This is a genomic window from uncultured Paracoccus sp. (genome assembly GCF_947487305.1).
Taxonomy (GTDB): Bacteria; Pseudomonadota; Alphaproteobacteria; order Rhodobacterales; family Rhodobacteraceae; genus Paracoccus.
In genome coordinates this window covers 1-14,574 of sequence record NZ_CANKWH010000020.1, presented here as the reverse complement: position 1 = coordinate 14,574, position 14,574 = coordinate 1, and the positions used below count along the sequence as shown (strand labels likewise).

Genomic DNA, 14,574 nt, shown 5'->3' with positions numbered 1-14,574 from the left:
CGCTATAGGCCCGGCTTCGGTCGTGCACCCTTGGAGGACGGCCGCGATAACGTCAATGTAAGGAATAAAGCAATGGCCAAAGAGATCCCTGATCTGGTGGCCGAGGCACGCACGGGGTCAGGCAAGGGGGCCGCCCGTCAAGCTCGCCGTAACGGCAAGGTGCCCGGTATCGTCTATGGTGACCACAAGGACCCGGTCGCCGTTCAATTCGACTTCAACACGCTTCTGACCAAGCTGCGCGCCGGTCGCTTCATGTCCACGCTGTGGAACCTGAAGGTCGACGGTCAGGACGACGTTCGCGTCATCTGCCGCGGCGTCCAGAAGGACGTGGTGAAGGACCTGCCGACGCATATCGACTTCATGCGCCTGCGTCGCACCTCGAAGGTGAACCTGTTCATTCCGGTCGAATTCATCAACCAGGACAAGTGCCCCGGCCTGCGCAAGGGCGGCACGCTGGTGACGGTTCGCAACGAGATCGAACTGATCGTGACCGCGGGAGACATTCCCGATCACGTGACCGTCGACCTGAGTGGCCTGGAAGTCGGCGACGGCATCCATGTCAACGACATCACCCTGCCGGCCGGCTCGAAGCCGACCATCGACCGCAACTTTGCCATCGCCAACATCGCCGCGCCTTCGGCGCTGCGCTCGGGCGGCGATGACGAGGAAGAGGCTTCGGACGAAGCCGAGGCAACCGCCGAATAATCGGTTCCCGCAGCTTCTGCGGAGACCGTCGGACGGAAACGGGCGGCCCATCACGGGACCGCCCGTTTTGATTTTCGGCAGGCTTGCGATGCGTGACCCGCATTGCTACCTGACCCGCAAGCAGATCGAAGGATGCCCCATGGACCCCGTTCACATCATCGGCGCCGGACTGGCCGGCTCGGAAGCCGCCTGGCAGATCGCCCGCGCCGGCGTTCCCGTGGTGCTGCACGAGATGCGCCCTCAGGTGGAAACCTTTGCCCACAAGACCGGCGATTGCGCCGAAATGGTCTGCTCGAACAGCTTTCGATCCGATGATGACGAGATGAATGCCGTCGGCCAACTGCATTGGGAAATGCGCGCGGCGGGTGGGCTGATCATGAGCATGGCCGACCGCCACCGCCTGCCCGCCGGCGGGGCGCTGGCCGTCGACCGCGACGCCTTTTCCGCCGCAGTGACCGAGGCGCTGAGGGCCGAGCCGCTGGTCGAGATCGTGCCGGGCGAGATCCGCGACCTGCCCGAGGACGGCAACTGGATCGTCGCCACCGGCCCGCTGACCTCGGACGCGCTGGCAGGCTCGATCCGCGGGCTGACCGGGACCGAGGCGCTGGCCTTTTTCGACGCCATCGCCCCCATCGTCCATGCCGAGACCATCGACATGTCGGTGGCCTGGGAACAGAGCCGTTACGACAAGGGCGAGACCGAGGCCGAACAGCGCGCCTATATCAACTGCCCGATGACCAAGCCCGAATACGAGGCCTTCATCGACGCGCTTCTGGCCGCCGACAAGACCGAGTTCCGCGAGGGCGAGACGGCGGGCTATTTCGATGGCTGCCTGCCGATCGAGGTGATGGCCGAGCGCGGGCGCGAAACCCTGCGCCACGGGCCGATGAAGCCGGTCGGGCTGACCAATGCCCATAATCCCGCGGAAAAGGCCTATGCCGTCGTCCAGCTTCGCCGGGATAATGCCTTGGGGACGCTCTATAATATCGTCGGATTTCAGACCAAGATGAAATACGGCGCGCAGACCGAGGTGTTCCGGATGATCCCGGGCCTGCAGAACGCGAGCTTTGCCCGGCTCGGCGGCATCCACCGCAATTCCTTCCTGAATTCGCCGACGCTGCTCGACGACCGGATGCGCCTGCGCGCCCGTCCGAACCTGCGCTTTGCCGGGCAGGTGACGGGGGTCGAGGGCTATGTCGAAAGCGCGGCGATGGGGCTTCTGGCCGGTCGCATGGCCGCCGCCGAGGCCAAGGGCGGGGATCTGGCGCCCCCCTCGGGCAATACCGCGATGGGGGCGCTGATCCATCACATCACCGGCGGCGCCGAGGCCAAGACCTTCCAGCCTATGAACGTGAATTTCGGCCTCTTTCCGCCGCTCGACGAGATGCGGGGCGGCCGCAAGGGGCGCAAGGACCGCTATCCGGCCTATACGAGCCGCGCCAAGGACGATTTCCGCGCATGGCTGGCGGCGCAATAACCCGCTTCGCCCCCTCGCCCACGGGTCTGCTGCATCTCGGCCATGCCTATGCGGCGCTGGTGGCGCAGCGCGAGGCTGGGCCGGGGCAGTTCCTGCTGCGCATCGAGGATATCGACCGCGAGCGCTGCAAGGCAGAGTTCGAAACGGCGATTTACGATGACTTGCGCTGGCTGGGCCTCGACTGGCAACAGCCGGTGATGCGCCAGTCCGACCGGATGGCCGCCTATCAGGACGCGCTGATCCAACTTTCGCGGCTCACCTATCCCTGCCGCTGCCGGCGTGGTGACATTCGCGCGGCGCTGTCGGCCCCGCAGGAAGGCGCGCTGCCCGCCGGCCCCGACGGGCTGATCTATCCCGGCACTTGCCGCCATCGCCCCATGTCCGATGCCGCCGAGGAGGACGTGATCCGCCTCGACGTCGCGCGCGCCTTCGAGGCGCTGGGGGTCGACCGGCTCGCTTTCCGCGACCGCGAAATCCTGCCCGGCGAGGATCACGTGCTGACCCGCGCGCAGTTTCTGGACGGCATCGGCGATGTGATCCTGTCCCGGCGCGGCATGGGAACATCCTATCATCTGGCCGTGGTGGTGGATGATGCGGCGCGGGGGATCACGCTGGTCACGCGCGGCAAGGACCTGTTCGATTCCACATGGATCCACGTCCTCTTGCAGAAGCTGCTGGGGCTGCCGACGCCCCTCTACCACCACCACCGCCTGATCCGCGACGATGCCGGCAAGCGGCTGGCCAAGCGCGACGACGCTCGAGCCATCCGACACTATCGGGAAGATGGCGCGAGCCCAGAGGACATTCGCCGGCTGCTCGGCCTCTGAGTCCCGCTCTAAGCCCCCGCCATCGGCGACATGATCTCGACCTCGTCGCCATCCCGCACCGCGCGATAGAAGCAGCTGCGCCGGTTGGTGTGGCAGGCCGGCCCGACCTGATCGACGATGACCAGCAGCGTGTCGCGGTCGCAATCCACCCGCATCTCGATCAGCCGCTGGTGGTGGCCGCTGGTCTCACCCTTAACCCAGTAATCCTGCCGCGAGCGCGACCAGTAGGTCACCTTGCCGGTCGCGAGCGTGCGCCGCACGGCCTCGGCATTCATCCAGGCCAGCATCAGCACCTCGCCTTCGGGCGATTGCGCGATGGCGGGAATCAGCCCGTTGGCGTCGTACTTCAGGCTTTCGGCGTCGAACATCGGCTTTCCTTTCACGGACCGGCTCCCTATCTAGGAGGAAAGCCGACGATCTTCCACCGGGGTTCCATGTCCGACAGCGACCTGATGCAGCTTTATTCGCGCCGGATCCTGGCGCTGACTGCTGCCATGCCCCATGCCGGGCGGCTGACCGCGCCGCAGGGCAGCGCCATGCGCCGATCGCCGCAATGCGGGTCCTCGGTGACGGTGGATGTGACGGTGACGGATGGACGCATCGCCCATTTCGCGCAGGAGGTGCGGGCCTGCGCCTTGGGTCAGGCCTCGGCCTCGGTTCTGGGCAGTGCCGTCATCGGCCGCAGCCGCGACGAGATCGCAAGCACGCGCGAGGCGCTTTGTGCGATGCTGAAACAGGCCGGCACCCCGCCCGATGGCCCCTTTGCCGAGCTCGAGGCGCTGCTGCCCGCCCGCGACTATCCCAATCGCCATGCCTCGATCCTGCTGGCATGGGATGCGACGTTGGCGGCGATGGACGAAGCCGCCGCCTGACTTTCCTGAACCCGCAACAAGAAAAAACCGGCCCCTGCCAGGGCCGGTCAAGTTGCGCGTGCGGGTGGGGAACCGAGGAGATGCACAGGCGAGCACATCTGCTGCAAGCAACGCGGGGCAGAAAATCGGGGAACGGGGTCAGCCCTGCAAGATGGCAGGAAGCCACAGGACAACAAGGGCAGTTACCGACAGCGCGGCGAGACCGATCACATCACTGAACATTTCACGGGTCATGGTGCGTCCTCCTGTGGTGTTGCTTGTTTGTTCTCATATCGTCGGAGTGAAGTAAAGAACTTTCTGAGAACATCCGAGAGCGGGGGACCGGAACGGCTCAGCCGACCCCGATCAGCCGCACCGCCTTATCCTGTTCCATCAGCCACAAAAGCGTGCGGATCGCCTGCCCGCGCGGGGTTTCCATCTGCGGGTCGCGTTCCAGGAAGGCGCGGGCATCCTGCCGCGCCACGGCCATCAGCCCTGCCTGGTGTTCCAGGTCGGCAATGCGGAACCGCGGCAGGCCGGATTGCGCCGTGCCGATCATGTCGCCCGCACCGCGCATCTCAAGATCGGCCTCGGCGATGCGGAAGCCGTCCTCGGTCTCGCGCAGGATCTCCAGCCGCTGCTGGCCGCTTTCGGTCAAGGGCGGGTGATACATCAGGACGCAGGTCGAGGCGCCCTGCCCCCGACCGACTCGCCCGCGCAACTGGTGCAGCTGCGCCAGCCCGAAATTCTCGGCCCGCTCGATCACCATGATCGTCGCTTCGGGCACGTCTACGCCGACCTCGATCACCGTGGTCGCCACCAGAATCCGCGCCCGTCCGGCCGAAAAATCAGCCATGGCGGCATCGCGCTGATCGGGCGGCATCTGGCCATGAACCAGCCGCACCTCGTCGCCGAAGACCGCGCGCAGCGCCTGAAACCGGGCATCGGCGGCGGTCAGATCGACCAGTTCGCTTTCCTCGACCAAGGGACAAACCCAATAGGCCCGCGCGCCTTTCTCCAAGGCCGCGCGCAGCCGGTCGACCACTTCAGAGAGCCGCTGGTCCGAGATCATCACCGTGGTGATCGGCTGACGCCCCGGCGGTTTCTCGTCCAGCACCGAGATGTCCAGATCGCCGAATTGCGTCATCGCCAGCGAGCGCGGGATCGGCGTTGCGGTCATCACCAGCACATCGGGCGGAATCTCGCCCTTGGCCGACAGTTCCAACCGCTGCGCCACGCCGAAGCGGTGCTGTTCGTCGATGATGGCAAGGCGCAGGTCGTGGAAATCCACATCCTTCTGGAACACCGCATGGGTGCCCACCAGAATGTCGATGCGCCCCTCGCGCAGATCCTCGAGCAGTTGCGCGCGCAAATCGCCCCTGTCGCGCCCGGTCAGCGCCGCCAGCCGCACGCCCGCCGCGCGGGCCAGCGGTTCCAGCGCCCTTGCGTGCTGGCGGGCGAGGATTTCGGTCGGGGCCATCAGCACCGCCTGCCCGCCCGCCTCAACCGCGATCAGCGCCGACAGAATCGCGACCAGCGTCTTGCCCGCGCCGACATCGCCTTGCAGCAGCCGGTTCATCCGCTGCGGGCTTCCCATATCGCCGGCGATCTCGGCCACGGCGCGGGCCTGCGCCCCGGTCGGTGGCCAGGGCAGTTGCGCCAGAACCTTGTCGCGCAATTTCCCGTCGCCCACCGTCTCGCGCCCGCGCTGCCGCCGTCGGTCGCGGCGGAGCAAAGCCAGCGTCATCTGATGGGCGAAGAATTCGTCATAGGCCAGCCGCTCGCGCGCCGGGGCAGTGGGCGACAGATCGGCTGGTGAGTGCGGGTCATGCGCCTGCGCCAGGGCCTCGTGCCAGCCGGGCCAGTTCCGCGATTTCGCCAGTTCGGGATCGATCCAGTCCGGCAGGTCGGGCGCACGGTCAAGCGCGGCCTCGGCGGCCTTGGCCATGACCCGCTGCGTCAGTCCGGCGCTCAGAGGATAGACCGGCTCGAATTCCGAGGGCAGCGCCTCGGTCTCGCGCAGGATGTGGTCGGGATGGACCATCTGCAGCATCCCGTCGAACAGCTCGACCTTGCCGCTGACGATGCGCCGCTGGCCGACCGGCAATTGCCCCTCGATCCAGTCGCGGCGGGGGTGGAAGAAGACCAGCGTCAGGTCATTCGGCCCGTCGCTGCAAACCACCCGCCAGGGCCGCCCGCGCCCGCTTGGCGGGTTGTGGCGGGTTACGGTCACGGCGACGGTGATGGTTTCGGGCGCCCGCGCCTCGGAGAGATGTTCCAGCCGCCGCCGCCGCACGCCGCTGGAGGGCAAGGTCAGGATCAGATCGCGCGGGCGTTCGATGCCCAGCTGCGCCAGCGCCGTTGCCGCCTTGGGGCCGACCCCGGGCAGGGTGTCGGCGGCGGCAAACAGCGGGAACAGTACCGGCGGGCGGCCCTTGGGCGGGGTCATCGCCCCGCGATCCGCAGCCATTCATCCTCGTCGATGACGGTGACGCCAAGCGCGGCGGCCTTGGTGGCCTTCGATCCCGCACCCGGCCCGGCGATCAGCAGATCGGTCTTTGCGCTGACAGAACCCGCCACCTTGGCCCCCATGGCCTCGGCCCGCGCCTTGGCCTCGGCCCGTGTCATCTTTTCCAGCGTGCCGGTAAAGACCAGCGTCTTGCCGCTGATCTCGGTGGCCTCGGAACTGGCGGCTTCGGCGGGCAGCACGGTCAGTTCCTTCGCCAGCGCATCGATCACCTCGCGCTCGCGTGGCTGGTCGAAGGTTGTGACCAGTGAGCCGGCCACGACCTCGCCGATGCCGTCGATGCTGACCAGATCCTCCCAGGCCGCCCGCGCGCCCTCGGGCAGCGGCGGATCAGTTGCCCAGACCAGATCGCGCGTCTCCTTCAGCCGGGCGCGGCGGCCCTGATCGGCGGCGAGCGCGCGTTCGGCAGTCACCGCCTCGTCGGCCTGAACGTGACGATGCGCGGCGGGTGCTGCAGCGGTCAGCGCGGCACTTAGCGTCTCCCAAGTGCCGAAATGCCGGGCCAGCGTGGCGGCGGCAACCTCGCCCACGTGTCGAATGCCAAGCGCGAAGATGAGCCGTGCCAGGGGGATGCGCCGCTTTTCCTCGATCGCCTCGAAGAGCTTTTGCGCCGAGCGTTCGCCGAAGCCATCGCGGTTCTTCAGCTTGGTGAGGTTCTTCGCGTCACGATCTGCCAGCGTAAAAATCTCCGCTGGCTGGCGGATCGGCAGCTGGTCATCGGCAAAGAACATCTCGACCTGCTTGGCGCCCAGCCCCTCGATGTCGAAAGCGGCGCGGCTGACGAAATGCTTCAGCTTTTCAACCGCCTGCGCCGGACAGATCAAGCCGCCGCTGCAACGCCGCACGGAATCGCCCGGCTCGCGCAGCGCGTCCGAGCCGCATTCCGGGCAGGTTTCGGGGAAGTGATAGGGCTGGCTGTCCGCCGGGCGGCGCGACAGGTCGACATCGGCGATCTTGGGGATCACGTCGCCGGCGCGATAGACCATGACCCAGTCACCGGCACGAATGTCGCGGCCCTCGCGGATCGGCGCGCCGGTGCTGTCGCGCCCGGCGATGTAATCCTCGTTATGCAGCGTCGCGTTCGACACCACCACGCCGCCCACCGTCACTGGTTCCAGCCGCGCCACCGGCGACAGCGCCCCGGTGCGGCCGACCTGAATGTCGATGCCGTTGAGCCGCGTCCAGGCGGTCTCGGCGGGAAATTTATGCGCGATGGCCCAACGCGGCGTGGTCGATCGGAACCCCAGCCGCTCCTGATAGCCCAGATCGTTGACCTTGTAGACCACGCCGTCGATGTCATAGCCCAAGGTCGCGCGCTGCTGTTCGATCTCGCGCCAGGTGGCGACCATCTCGGCGGCGCTGGCGCAGAGCCGGGTCAGCGGGTTGGTCTGAAAACCCATCTCGGCCATGCGTTCCACCGCGCCCATCTGGGTCTCGGCCAGCGGCGCGGACATCTCGCCCCAGCTATAGGCAAAGAAGCGCAGCGGGCGGGCGGCGGTGATCGCGGGGTCCAGCTGGCGCAGCGAGCCGGCGGCGGCATTGCGTGGATTGGCGAAGGTGCGGCCCGACTCGCTGGCGTTCAGCCGGGCGAAATCCTCGTGCGACATGTAGACCTCGCCCCGGATCTCGAGGATCGCGGGTGGGTTGCCGGTCAGCACTTCGGGAATATCGTCGATGGTGCGGGCATTGGCGGTGACGTTCTCGCCGACGCTGCCGTCGCCGCGCGTCGCCGCCTGCACCAGCCGGCCATCCTCGTAGCGCAGGGACAGCGACAAGCCATCGATCTTGGGCTCGGCGGTGAAGGCCAGCGGCGTGTTGGCGGGAAGGCTGAGGAAGCTGCGGATACGGGCAACGAAATCGTCGATCTCGTCCGCTGCAAAGGCGTTTTCCAGCGACATCATCCGCCGGGCATGGGTGATCTTGCCAAAGCCTGCCGACGGCGCCGCCCCCACCTGCCCCGTCGGGCTGTTCTCCACCACGAGATCGGGAAAGGCGGCCTCCAGCGCGGCCAGACGGCGCTTGCGGGCGTCGTAATCGGCATCACTGAGGGTTGGCGCATCCTTGCCGTGGTAATCCTCGTTGGCCTGCCGCAAGGCCGCCGTCAGCGCGGCCATCTCGGCCCGGGCGCTGTCGGAATCGAGCGATTCGATCTCGGCATTCTCGCCGGCTTGGGCAGTTTTCGGATCGGTCATCTGTCTCGCAGTCCCCGTCACCATGCTTCTCGCGCCAAGCTGACCGACAGCGCTGCGCGCCGCAAGAGCCACGGCCCTTTCATCACCGGCTCCATCTTCGCCAGCCCCGTCTTCACCGGCCGCGTCTTCACTGGTCTGCCGCGCGGAGAAAAGCCTGTCGCGCTGCAAACACACATGCATCCGGCATCGCTTTCCCCGGAGCAAGGAAAGGACCGGATGCATGGGTGATAGCGGCGGGCGGGACGGATTGTCCAGCCGGGTCCGGGCAGATGGACCGGCCCGGGCACCGCGATCAGCTTTGGCTGTGAGTGGTGGTCAGAATGACTTTGGCAAGGATGCCGAAAGGAAACAGGGCCGGGTCGGAGGATGGCCGCGTTGCCGCGGCCCTCGGTGGTGGCGGTCCCCTCAGAGGGGGAGTCGGCTGCGACTAGAGCCCGACGGCCAGCCGCTCTTCATTGCCCGGGGCCGGATCGCGCAGGACATAGCCGCGACCCCAGACGGTCTCGATGTAGTTTTCGCCGCCCAGGGCATCCGACAGCTTCTTGCGCAGCTTGCAGATGAAGACATCGATGATCTTCAGTTCGGGCTCGTCCAGCCCGCCATAGAGATGGTTCAGGAACATCTCCTTGGTTAGGGTCGTTCCCTTGCGCAAGCTCAGCAGTTCGAGGATCTGGTATTCCTTGCCGGTCAGGTTCACCGGCTTGCCGTTCACCGCGACCGAACGGGAATCGAGGTTCACCACCAGATCGCCGGTCTGGATCACCGCCTGGCTGTGACCCTTGGAACGGCGGATGATGGCCTGGATGCGGGCAACCAGTTCTTCCCGGACGAAGGGCTTGGTCATGTAGTCATCCGCGCCGAAGCCGAAGCCGCGCAGCTTGCTTTCGGTATCGTCCGAACCGGTCAGGATCAGGATCGGCGTGTCGATGCGCGACAGGCGGATATGACGCAGCACCTCCATCCCGTTCATGTCGGGCAGGTCCAGGTCCAGCAGGATCAGGTCATAGTCATAGAGTTTCGCCAGGTCGACGCCCTCTTCGCCCATATCGGTGAGGAAGACATTGTAGTTGGCGGCAGTCAGCATCAGCTCGATCGCGCGCGCGGTGCTCGGCTCGTCCTCGACAAGTAGGATTCGCATTCTTGATCAGTCCCAATTCAGCTTTGGTGCGGATACCGACTATGCAGAGCAATCGTTAATATACCGTTACTAGCTGGAATTGAGGCCGATCCTCAACCTATGAGTGTCTGAACTTCTGCAATGAAGTGACCTTCAGGCCCGATTTGCCGTAACGTTCCACGGCCAGGACCCAACTGTCGAACTCTTCCTCGCTGAGCTGATAGCGTTGGATTACCTCCTCACGACTCAGCAGTCCGGCAGCGACGGCATTCACCACGGCGGCCTTGCGGCTGGCGACCCAGCGGGTCTGGTCGGCGGGCAGATCGGCGATGGACAGGATGCTGCCGTCCTTCAGGGTAACGGTGCGCGGGCGCGAAGTCTTGCGGATGAACATTCGGTCTTTCTCGGTTGTCGTGACCCGGACCTTGCACCGATAGACTTAATGTGAGGTTAGCAACTCTTGAAAATCAGGCCGCAGGAGCTTGAGATTGAGACCTATATTCCTATATTTCGAGCGATTCCCCGTGGCTCTTTGCCGCGGCAGGCCCGAACAGGACACCCATGAGCACTGCAGTTCACGCGCCCGAGACGGCGACCGAGACCCCATTGAACAGCCTCGGCTTTGCCAAACCGCCAAGCCAGACTAGGGTTGTGGTGGCCATGTCGGGCGGCGTCGACAGCTCGGTCGTGGCGGCGAAACTGGCGCGCGAGGGCTATGACGTGGTCGGCGTGACGTTACAGCTCTATGACCACGGCGCGGCGCTGGCCAAGAAGGGCGCCTGCTGCGCAGGTCAGGATATCCATGACGCAAGGCGTGTGGCCGAGCGCATGGGCTTTCCGCATTACGTTCTGGATTACGAGAACAAATTCCGCGAATCGGTGATCGACGAATTCGCCGATGCCTACCTGTCCGGCGCGACCCCGGTACCCTGCATCCGCTGCAACGAGCGGGTGAAGTTCCGTGACCTTCTGGAAACCGCGCGGGAGCTGGATGCCGATTGCATGGCGACCGGCCATTACATCCAGCGCAAGGACGGCGCGGCCAAGGCCGAGCTGCACATGGCCGCCGATCCGAACCGCGATCAAAGCTATTTCCTGTTCTCGACCACGCAGGAGCAGCTGGATTTCCTGCGTTTTCCCTTGGGTCATCTGGAAAGCAAGGCCGAGACGCGCGCGCTGGCCGCCGAGTTCGGCCTTGCTGTCGCGGACAAGCCCGATTCGCAGGATATCTGCTTCGTGCCGAACGGCGACTATGCTGCGGTCATCGAAAAACTGCGCCCGGGCGCGGCCGATCCGGGCGAGATCGTCGATCTGGCGGGCAATGTGCTGGGCCAGCATCGCGGCGTCATCCACTACACCATCGGCCAGCGCCGGGGCCTGGGCATCGGGGGGCTGGGCGATCCACTTTACGTGCTGCGGCTGGAACCCGAGACGCGCCGGGTGATCGTCGGTCCCAAATCCGAGCTGGCGACGAAATTCGTGCCGGTTGGCGAGGTGAACTGGCTGGGCGACGAGGCCTTCGAGGGCGAGATCCATTGCGATGTCCGCATCCGCTCGACCCGGCCGCCGCGGCCGGCTATCCTGCGCCCCCTTGGCGGGCGCAAGGCCGAGATCGAATTGCTGGACCCCGAGGAAGGCGTCAGCCCCGGTCAGGCCTGCGTATTCTACGCCTCGGGCGACAGCCGGGTGCTGGGCGGCGGCTGGATCACTGTTCAGCGGCGGAAAGCAGCCTGATCCGTTCGACCATGGCGCGCAGCCCGTTCGACCGCTGCGAGGACAGATGCTCGTCCAGCCCCAGTCGGGCCAGTTCGGCCTGCGCGTCGATCTGGCCCACCTGCCCCACAGGCACACCGGAATAAAGCGCGTGCAGGATGGCGATCAGTCCGCGCACGATCATCGCATCGCTTTCGCCCTGGAAGTCGAAGACGCCGTTCTCGACCCGCGGCATGATCCAGACCTGGCTGGCGCAACCCTCGACCTTGGTGGCCGGCACGCAGAGCGCCTCATCCATCGGCGGCATGGCGCGGCCAAGCTCGATCACGTGGCGGTAACGATCTTCCCAGTCATCGAGAAAATCGAAGGTCTCGGCGATCTCTTCAAAGGCGGCAGTGGCCATGCAGCAAATCCTTTCAGGGGCTAGGTGGGGTTAACCCGCCCGCCCCGCAAGGTCAAAGAGGCTTTCGCAAGCCCCCGCTTTCGCCTATCAATCTGTCCGAACACCCGGCGCACACGGGGCCAGAGACGAGGGATGGTGAGATGAAACGAGTGACTTTGCCCTTGCTGCTGGCGTCGCTGGTTCTGGCCGGCTGCGGCGGCCGGTTCAGCGACAGCGGCTGGAACCCGCTTGGCTGGATGGGCGGGGGCGACACTACCGCATCGACGCTGGAGCCGGAAGGCGGCTATGCCACCGTCAATGCCGATGCCCGCCCCGGCATTCCCGCCATCACCGGCGTCCGTTGGGAGGTGCTGAACGAGGGCCGGCTGCTGATCGCCACCGGCATCGGCCCGACCAAGGGCTACTGGAATGCTGCACTTGTGACCGAGGCACCAAGCCCCTCGGGCCGGATCACGCCCGACCCCGATGGCACGCTGCGGCTGCGCTTCGTCGCCCTGCCGCCGCGCCCGGGCAGCCCGGAATCGCAGATGGCGGCACGGCCCGAGACGGATGCGATCAATGTCGCGCTGACGCTGTCGTCAAACGTGCTGGCTGGAATCGAGCAGGTGCAGATCACCGGCGCGACCAACACCGTCACCCTGCGCAAGTAACCCGGGACGCCCCTTCGCAGGGGCGCGTGGCTCAGGCGACCTGGTCGCGGAATTCGGCGCGGTCGGGGAAACGCGCGGCGTGTCGCGCCATCAGCTCGTCCTGCAGCTCCTGGCGGCGCAGCGGACGCAAAAGCCGGATCATCCGCTCCAGCGGCCAGGGCCGGTCGGGCGCCAGCGCATGGACCTGTTCCAGCACGGCATATTCCTCGGGAACCTGGCGCTGCGACCGATGCATGGCGGCCTTCTGCAACAGCAGGTCGGGATGGGTGTCGGTCACCGCCGCGTTCTCGGCAAACAGTGCCGCCATCTTGTCCCATTCCTCGAGTTTCAGCATCAGCTTGGCCGTCGACATGATCGCCGCCGGGGTCAGCCCCTCGGCCGCAGCCGGGGCCGCCGCCCCTGCCCCGCTGGACTCGGCCTCGACCTTGGCCTGCGGCTGGTGCGCGGGCGGGAAATAGGTCGAGATCACGCTCGACATAATTCGGGCCACAAGGTCCGAATTCACGTGGCGGTAGTCGTTCCGCGACCAGGCGATGGTCGGGTTCGACAGCGTGACGAATTCGTAGGAGGGGAAGTAATCGACCTCGGGCACCTCGGTCACGAACTGTTCCAGCACCGCGCGCTGCACCGATTTGGAATAGGCATTGGCGACCAGCACATCCACGTCGCGGAACGTCGCCAAGAGCGGCACCGGCGAGACCGTCATCAGCATCTTCAGCGGCTTCTCGCGGTGCTTTTTCAGGAGCGCGTAAAGCTCGTGCAGGGTCTCGAGGATCTCGGCATAGCCCAGCACGCGGAAGTTGAACCGCTCGGGCTGGGCGCGTAGCACCTCGATCGGCGGGATGACGTTCAGGTAGATGCCAAGCTCGTTGTCAAACCAGGTCTCGACATAGCCAAGCGTGATGATGATGACATCTGCATCCTTCACCTGCGCCATCGCGTCCAGGTAGAGGTGGCGGAAGGCCAGCACCTGGTCCAGCGGGTAATCCAGCCGCGACTGGCCCAGCTGCGCATCGAAATAGGGCGCGCCCCCGGCACTGGGGTACAGCACTTGCTCGCCGGGGAACGTCTCCCGCTCCAGCGCCCATTTCAGCTCGTTGTAGATCGAGTGGATCGAGTACTTGTTGAAGAAGTTCGCCGCCTCGCCGACGCTTTCGCCAACCTCGCCCAGGTCGAAATCGCGGCTGAGCACGGTCATCCCGTTCTCGATCAGCGCCGCTTCGACATTGCGGGCAAAGCACGATCCGATGGTGAAGACGGTATCGGTGGGCAGGATCTGGAAACTGGGCTTCGCCTGCGGCCAGGCCAGCGGATACAGCCGTTCCGCGCCCTGGTCGGGCGAGGGATAACGCCTGAGCCGATTGCGCCGCGCCAGCCCGAAGGCCTCGTTGGCGGAAACATCAAGAATGTGTTTGCGTTCCATCTTCTCAACCTGCACGACGTCTGACCCCGTGACTTTCACCAGCTTTCGCGGGGGGGCGCAAGCCGAGAGGCTGGTTAACGTGCCCCATGAGCCCATTGCCACCGCCGCCATCACGCGCTAATCCGCCCGAACCGGAGGAGTGGCAGAGTGGTTTAATGCACCGGTCTTGAAAACCGACGTGGGTGAAAGTCCACCGTGGGTTCGAATCCCACCTCCTCCGCCATTACCCCTTTTCATCCTTATGGTATTGTTGCGTTTTTCTGACATTCGGGCCGGCGAGGTAGCATTTGGGGTAGCATTCCGCCGGGCGGGGCCGGATTTCGGGCGCCGCGTGTGGACTATAGTTTGTCTGGTGCGAGGCGTTAAGGGGCACGATGGTCCGGGGGTTAACAGCCTGCGTTGTCTAGCATGGTTCGCATCTTGCGGGTGACGCTTGCGCGAGGACCATCCGTTCACCACTCCGCTTGTCTCAGGTGAGCGTATCCTTAGTGCCCACGTCCTGTGGGACGTCGACTGTCACAGGGTGGTCAGATCCATGCGCCCCGAACGTTCTTGAGACCGCTCCGGACGCCGCCATTGATCGTGCAGGAATAAAGAAGCCAGATGCTGTCGCTGGGCGTGGTGTAGGTTCTGGCTGAGGTTGTCACCTGCGTTGTTCCGGTAGGGTCTGGTTGCTGACACCAACCTGG

13 protein-coding genes and 1 tRNA gene are annotated in these 14,574 nt (G+C 65.6%); 7 read left to right on the top strand and 7 right to left on the bottom strand.

Features of this window, described 5'->3' with window-relative positions; all coding sequences use genetic code 11:
- Nucleotides 1-72: 72 nt before the first annotated feature.
- The 3 genes from Q1A36_RS17960 to gluQRS all read left to right on the top strand — a co-directional run bounded on the left by Q1A36_RS17960 (nucleotide 73) and on the right by gluQRS (nucleotide 3,009).
- Nucleotides 73-705 (top strand): 50S ribosomal protein L25/general stress protein Ctc, encoded by a 633-nt coding sequence (locus Q1A36_RS17960; protein WP_299846980.1) that lies wholly within the window; start codon nucleotides 73-75, stop codon nucleotides 703-705.
- A 139-nt stretch (nucleotides 706-844) separates the two neighbouring features.
- A complete protein-coding gene (gene trmFO, locus Q1A36_RS17955; protein WP_299846978.1) occupies nucleotides 845-2,182 on the top strand; it encodes a methylenetetrahydrofolate--tRNA-(uracil(54)-C(5))-methyltransferase (FADH(2)-oxidizing) TrmFO in 1,338 nt (445 codons plus the stop codon).
- Nucleotides 2,164-3,009 (top strand): tRNA glutamyl-Q(34) synthetase GluQRS, encoded by an 846-nt coding sequence (gluQRS, locus tag Q1A36_RS17950; RefSeq protein WP_299846976.1) that lies wholly within the window; start codon nucleotides 2,164-2,166, stop codon nucleotides 3,007-3,009. The genes trmFO and gluQRS overlap by 19 nt, the downstream gene beginning before the upstream one ends.
- An 8-nt stretch (nucleotides 3,010-3,017) precedes the next feature.
- On the opposite strand, the gene hisI is transcribed toward gluQRS, so the two are convergent.
- Nucleotides 3,018-3,377, bottom strand: a complete 360-nt coding sequence (hisI, locus tag Q1A36_RS17945; RefSeq protein ID WP_299846974.1) for a phosphoribosyl-AMP cyclohydrolase — start codon at nucleotides 3,375-3,377, stop codon at nucleotides 3,018-3,020.
- 66 nt (nucleotides 3,378-3,443) lie between these two features.
- Between hisI and Q1A36_RS17940 the strand changes: the two genes are divergently transcribed.
- A complete protein-coding gene (locus Q1A36_RS17940; RefSeq protein ID WP_299846972.1) occupies nucleotides 3,444-3,881 on the top strand; it encodes an iron-sulfur cluster assembly scaffold protein in 438 nt (145 codons plus the stop codon).
- A 331-nt stretch (nucleotides 3,882-4,212) separates the two neighbouring features.
- Here the strand turns inward: Q1A36_RS17940 and recG are convergent, their stop codons facing one another.
- From recG to Q1A36_RS17920, 4 genes are all read right to left on the bottom strand, one after another.
- Nucleotides 4,213-6,330 (bottom strand): ATP-dependent DNA helicase RecG, encoded by a 2,118-nt coding sequence (recG, locus tag Q1A36_RS17935; RefSeq protein ID WP_299846970.1) that lies wholly within the window; start codon nucleotides 6,328-6,330, stop codon nucleotides 4,213-4,215.
- Complete coding sequence (ligA, locus tag Q1A36_RS17930) at nucleotides 6,306-8,579, bottom strand: NAD-dependent DNA ligase LigA (protein ID WP_299846968.1); 2,274 nt, start codon at nucleotides 8,577-8,579, stop codon at nucleotides 6,306-6,308. Before ligA ends, recG begins: the two co-directional genes overlap by 25 nt.
- Before the next feature lie 427 nt (nucleotides 8,580-9,006).
- On the bottom strand, nucleotides 9,007-9,717 hold the full coding sequence (gene ctrA / locus Q1A36_RS17925) for a response regulator transcription factor CtrA (RefSeq protein WP_299846966.1): 711 nt from the start codon (nucleotides 9,715-9,717) through the stop codon (nucleotides 9,007-9,009).
- Between the two features lie 97 nt (nucleotides 9,718-9,814).
- Nucleotides 9,815-10,090: a DUF1153 domain-containing protein gene (locus Q1A36_RS17920; protein WP_299846964.1), complete on the bottom strand. Its 276-nt coding sequence runs from the start codon at nucleotides 10,088-10,090 to the stop codon at nucleotides 9,815-9,817.
- A 167-nt stretch (nucleotides 10,091-10,257) separates the two neighbouring features.
- Between Q1A36_RS17920 and mnmA the strand changes: the two genes are divergently transcribed.
- Complete coding sequence (gene mnmA / locus Q1A36_RS17915) at nucleotides 10,258-11,430, top strand: tRNA 2-thiouridine(34) synthase MnmA (RefSeq protein ID WP_299846962.1); 1,173 nt, start codon at nucleotides 10,258-10,260, stop codon at nucleotides 11,428-11,430.
- Here the strand turns inward: mnmA and Q1A36_RS17910 are convergent.
- Nucleotides 11,402-11,812, bottom strand: a complete 411-nt coding sequence (locus tag Q1A36_RS17910) for a SufE family protein (RefSeq protein ID WP_299846960.1) — start codon at nucleotides 11,810-11,812, stop codon at nucleotides 11,402-11,404. The two genes, mnmA and Q1A36_RS17910, sit on opposite strands and share 29 nt — an antisense overlap.
- Nucleotides 11,813-11,952: 140 nt before the next feature.
- On the opposite strand from Q1A36_RS17910, the gene Q1A36_RS17905 reads away from it, so the two are divergent.
- Entirely contained in the window at nucleotides 11,953-12,462 is a 510-nt protein-coding gene (locus tag Q1A36_RS17905; RefSeq protein ID WP_299846959.1) for a hypothetical protein, read from the top strand.
- Between the two features lie 31 nt (nucleotides 12,463-12,493).
- Here the strand turns inward: Q1A36_RS17905 and Q1A36_RS17900 are convergent, their stop codons facing one another.
- Nucleotides 12,494-13,885 (bottom strand): GSCFA domain-containing protein, encoded by a 1,392-nt coding sequence (locus Q1A36_RS17900; RefSeq protein WP_299846957.1) that lies wholly within the window; start codon nucleotides 13,883-13,885, stop codon nucleotides 12,494-12,496.
- A 133-nt stretch (nucleotides 13,886-14,018) separates the two neighbouring features.
- Between Q1A36_RS17900 and Q1A36_RS17895 the strand changes: the two genes are divergently transcribed.
- A tRNA-Ser gene (locus Q1A36_RS17895) sits at nucleotides 14,019-14,108 on the top strand.
- The last annotated feature ends 466 nt before the right edge of the window (nucleotides 14,109-14,574 follow it).

Coding starts and splice junctions, on each gene's coding strand:
- ligA (WP_299846968.1), bottom strand. CDS start 8,579: ATGACCGATCCGAAAACTGCCCAAGCCGGCGAGAATGCCGAGATCGAA.
- Q1A36_RS17905 (WP_299846959.1), top strand. CDS start 11,953: ATGAAACGAGTGACTTTGCCCTTGCTGCTGGCGTCGCTGGTTCTGGCC.
- mnmA (WP_299846962.1), top strand. CDS start 10,258: ATGAGCACTGCAGTTCACGCGCCCGAGACGGCGACCGAGACCCCATTG.
- gluQRS (WP_299846976.1), top strand. CDS start 2,164: ATGGCTGGCGGCGCAATAACCCGCTTCGCCCCCTCGCCCACGGGTCTG.
- ctrA (WP_299846966.1), bottom strand. CDS start 9,717: ATGCGAATCCTACTTGTCGAGGACGAGCCGAGCACCGCGCGCGCGATC.
- Q1A36_RS17940 (WP_299846972.1), top strand. CDS start 3,444: ATGTCCGACAGCGACCTGATGCAGCTTTATTCGCGCCGGATCCTGGCG.
- hisI (WP_299846974.1), bottom strand. CDS start 3,377: ATGTTCGACGCCGAAAGCCTGAAGTACGACGCCAACGGGCTGATTCCC.
- Q1A36_RS17900 (WP_299846957.1), bottom strand. CDS start 13,885: ATGGAACGCAAACACATTCTTGATGTTTCCGCCAACGAGGCCTTCGGG.
- trmFO (WP_299846978.1), top strand. CDS start 845: ATGGACCCCGTTCACATCATCGGCGCCGGACTGGCCGGCTCGGAAGCC.
- Q1A36_RS17920 (WP_299846964.1), bottom strand. CDS start 10,090: ATGTTCATCCGCAAGACTTCGCGCCCGCGCACCGTTACCCTGAAGGAC.
- Q1A36_RS17960 (WP_299846980.1), top strand. CDS start 73: ATGGCCAAAGAGATCCCTGATCTGGTGGCCGAGGCACGCACGGGGTCA.
- Q1A36_RS17910 (WP_299846960.1), bottom strand. CDS start 11,812: ATGGCCACTGCCGCCTTTGAAGAGATCGCCGAGACCTTCGATTTTCTC.
- recG (WP_299846970.1), bottom strand. CDS start 6,330: ATGGCTGCGGATCGCGGGGCGATGACCCCGCCCAAGGGCCGCCCGCCG.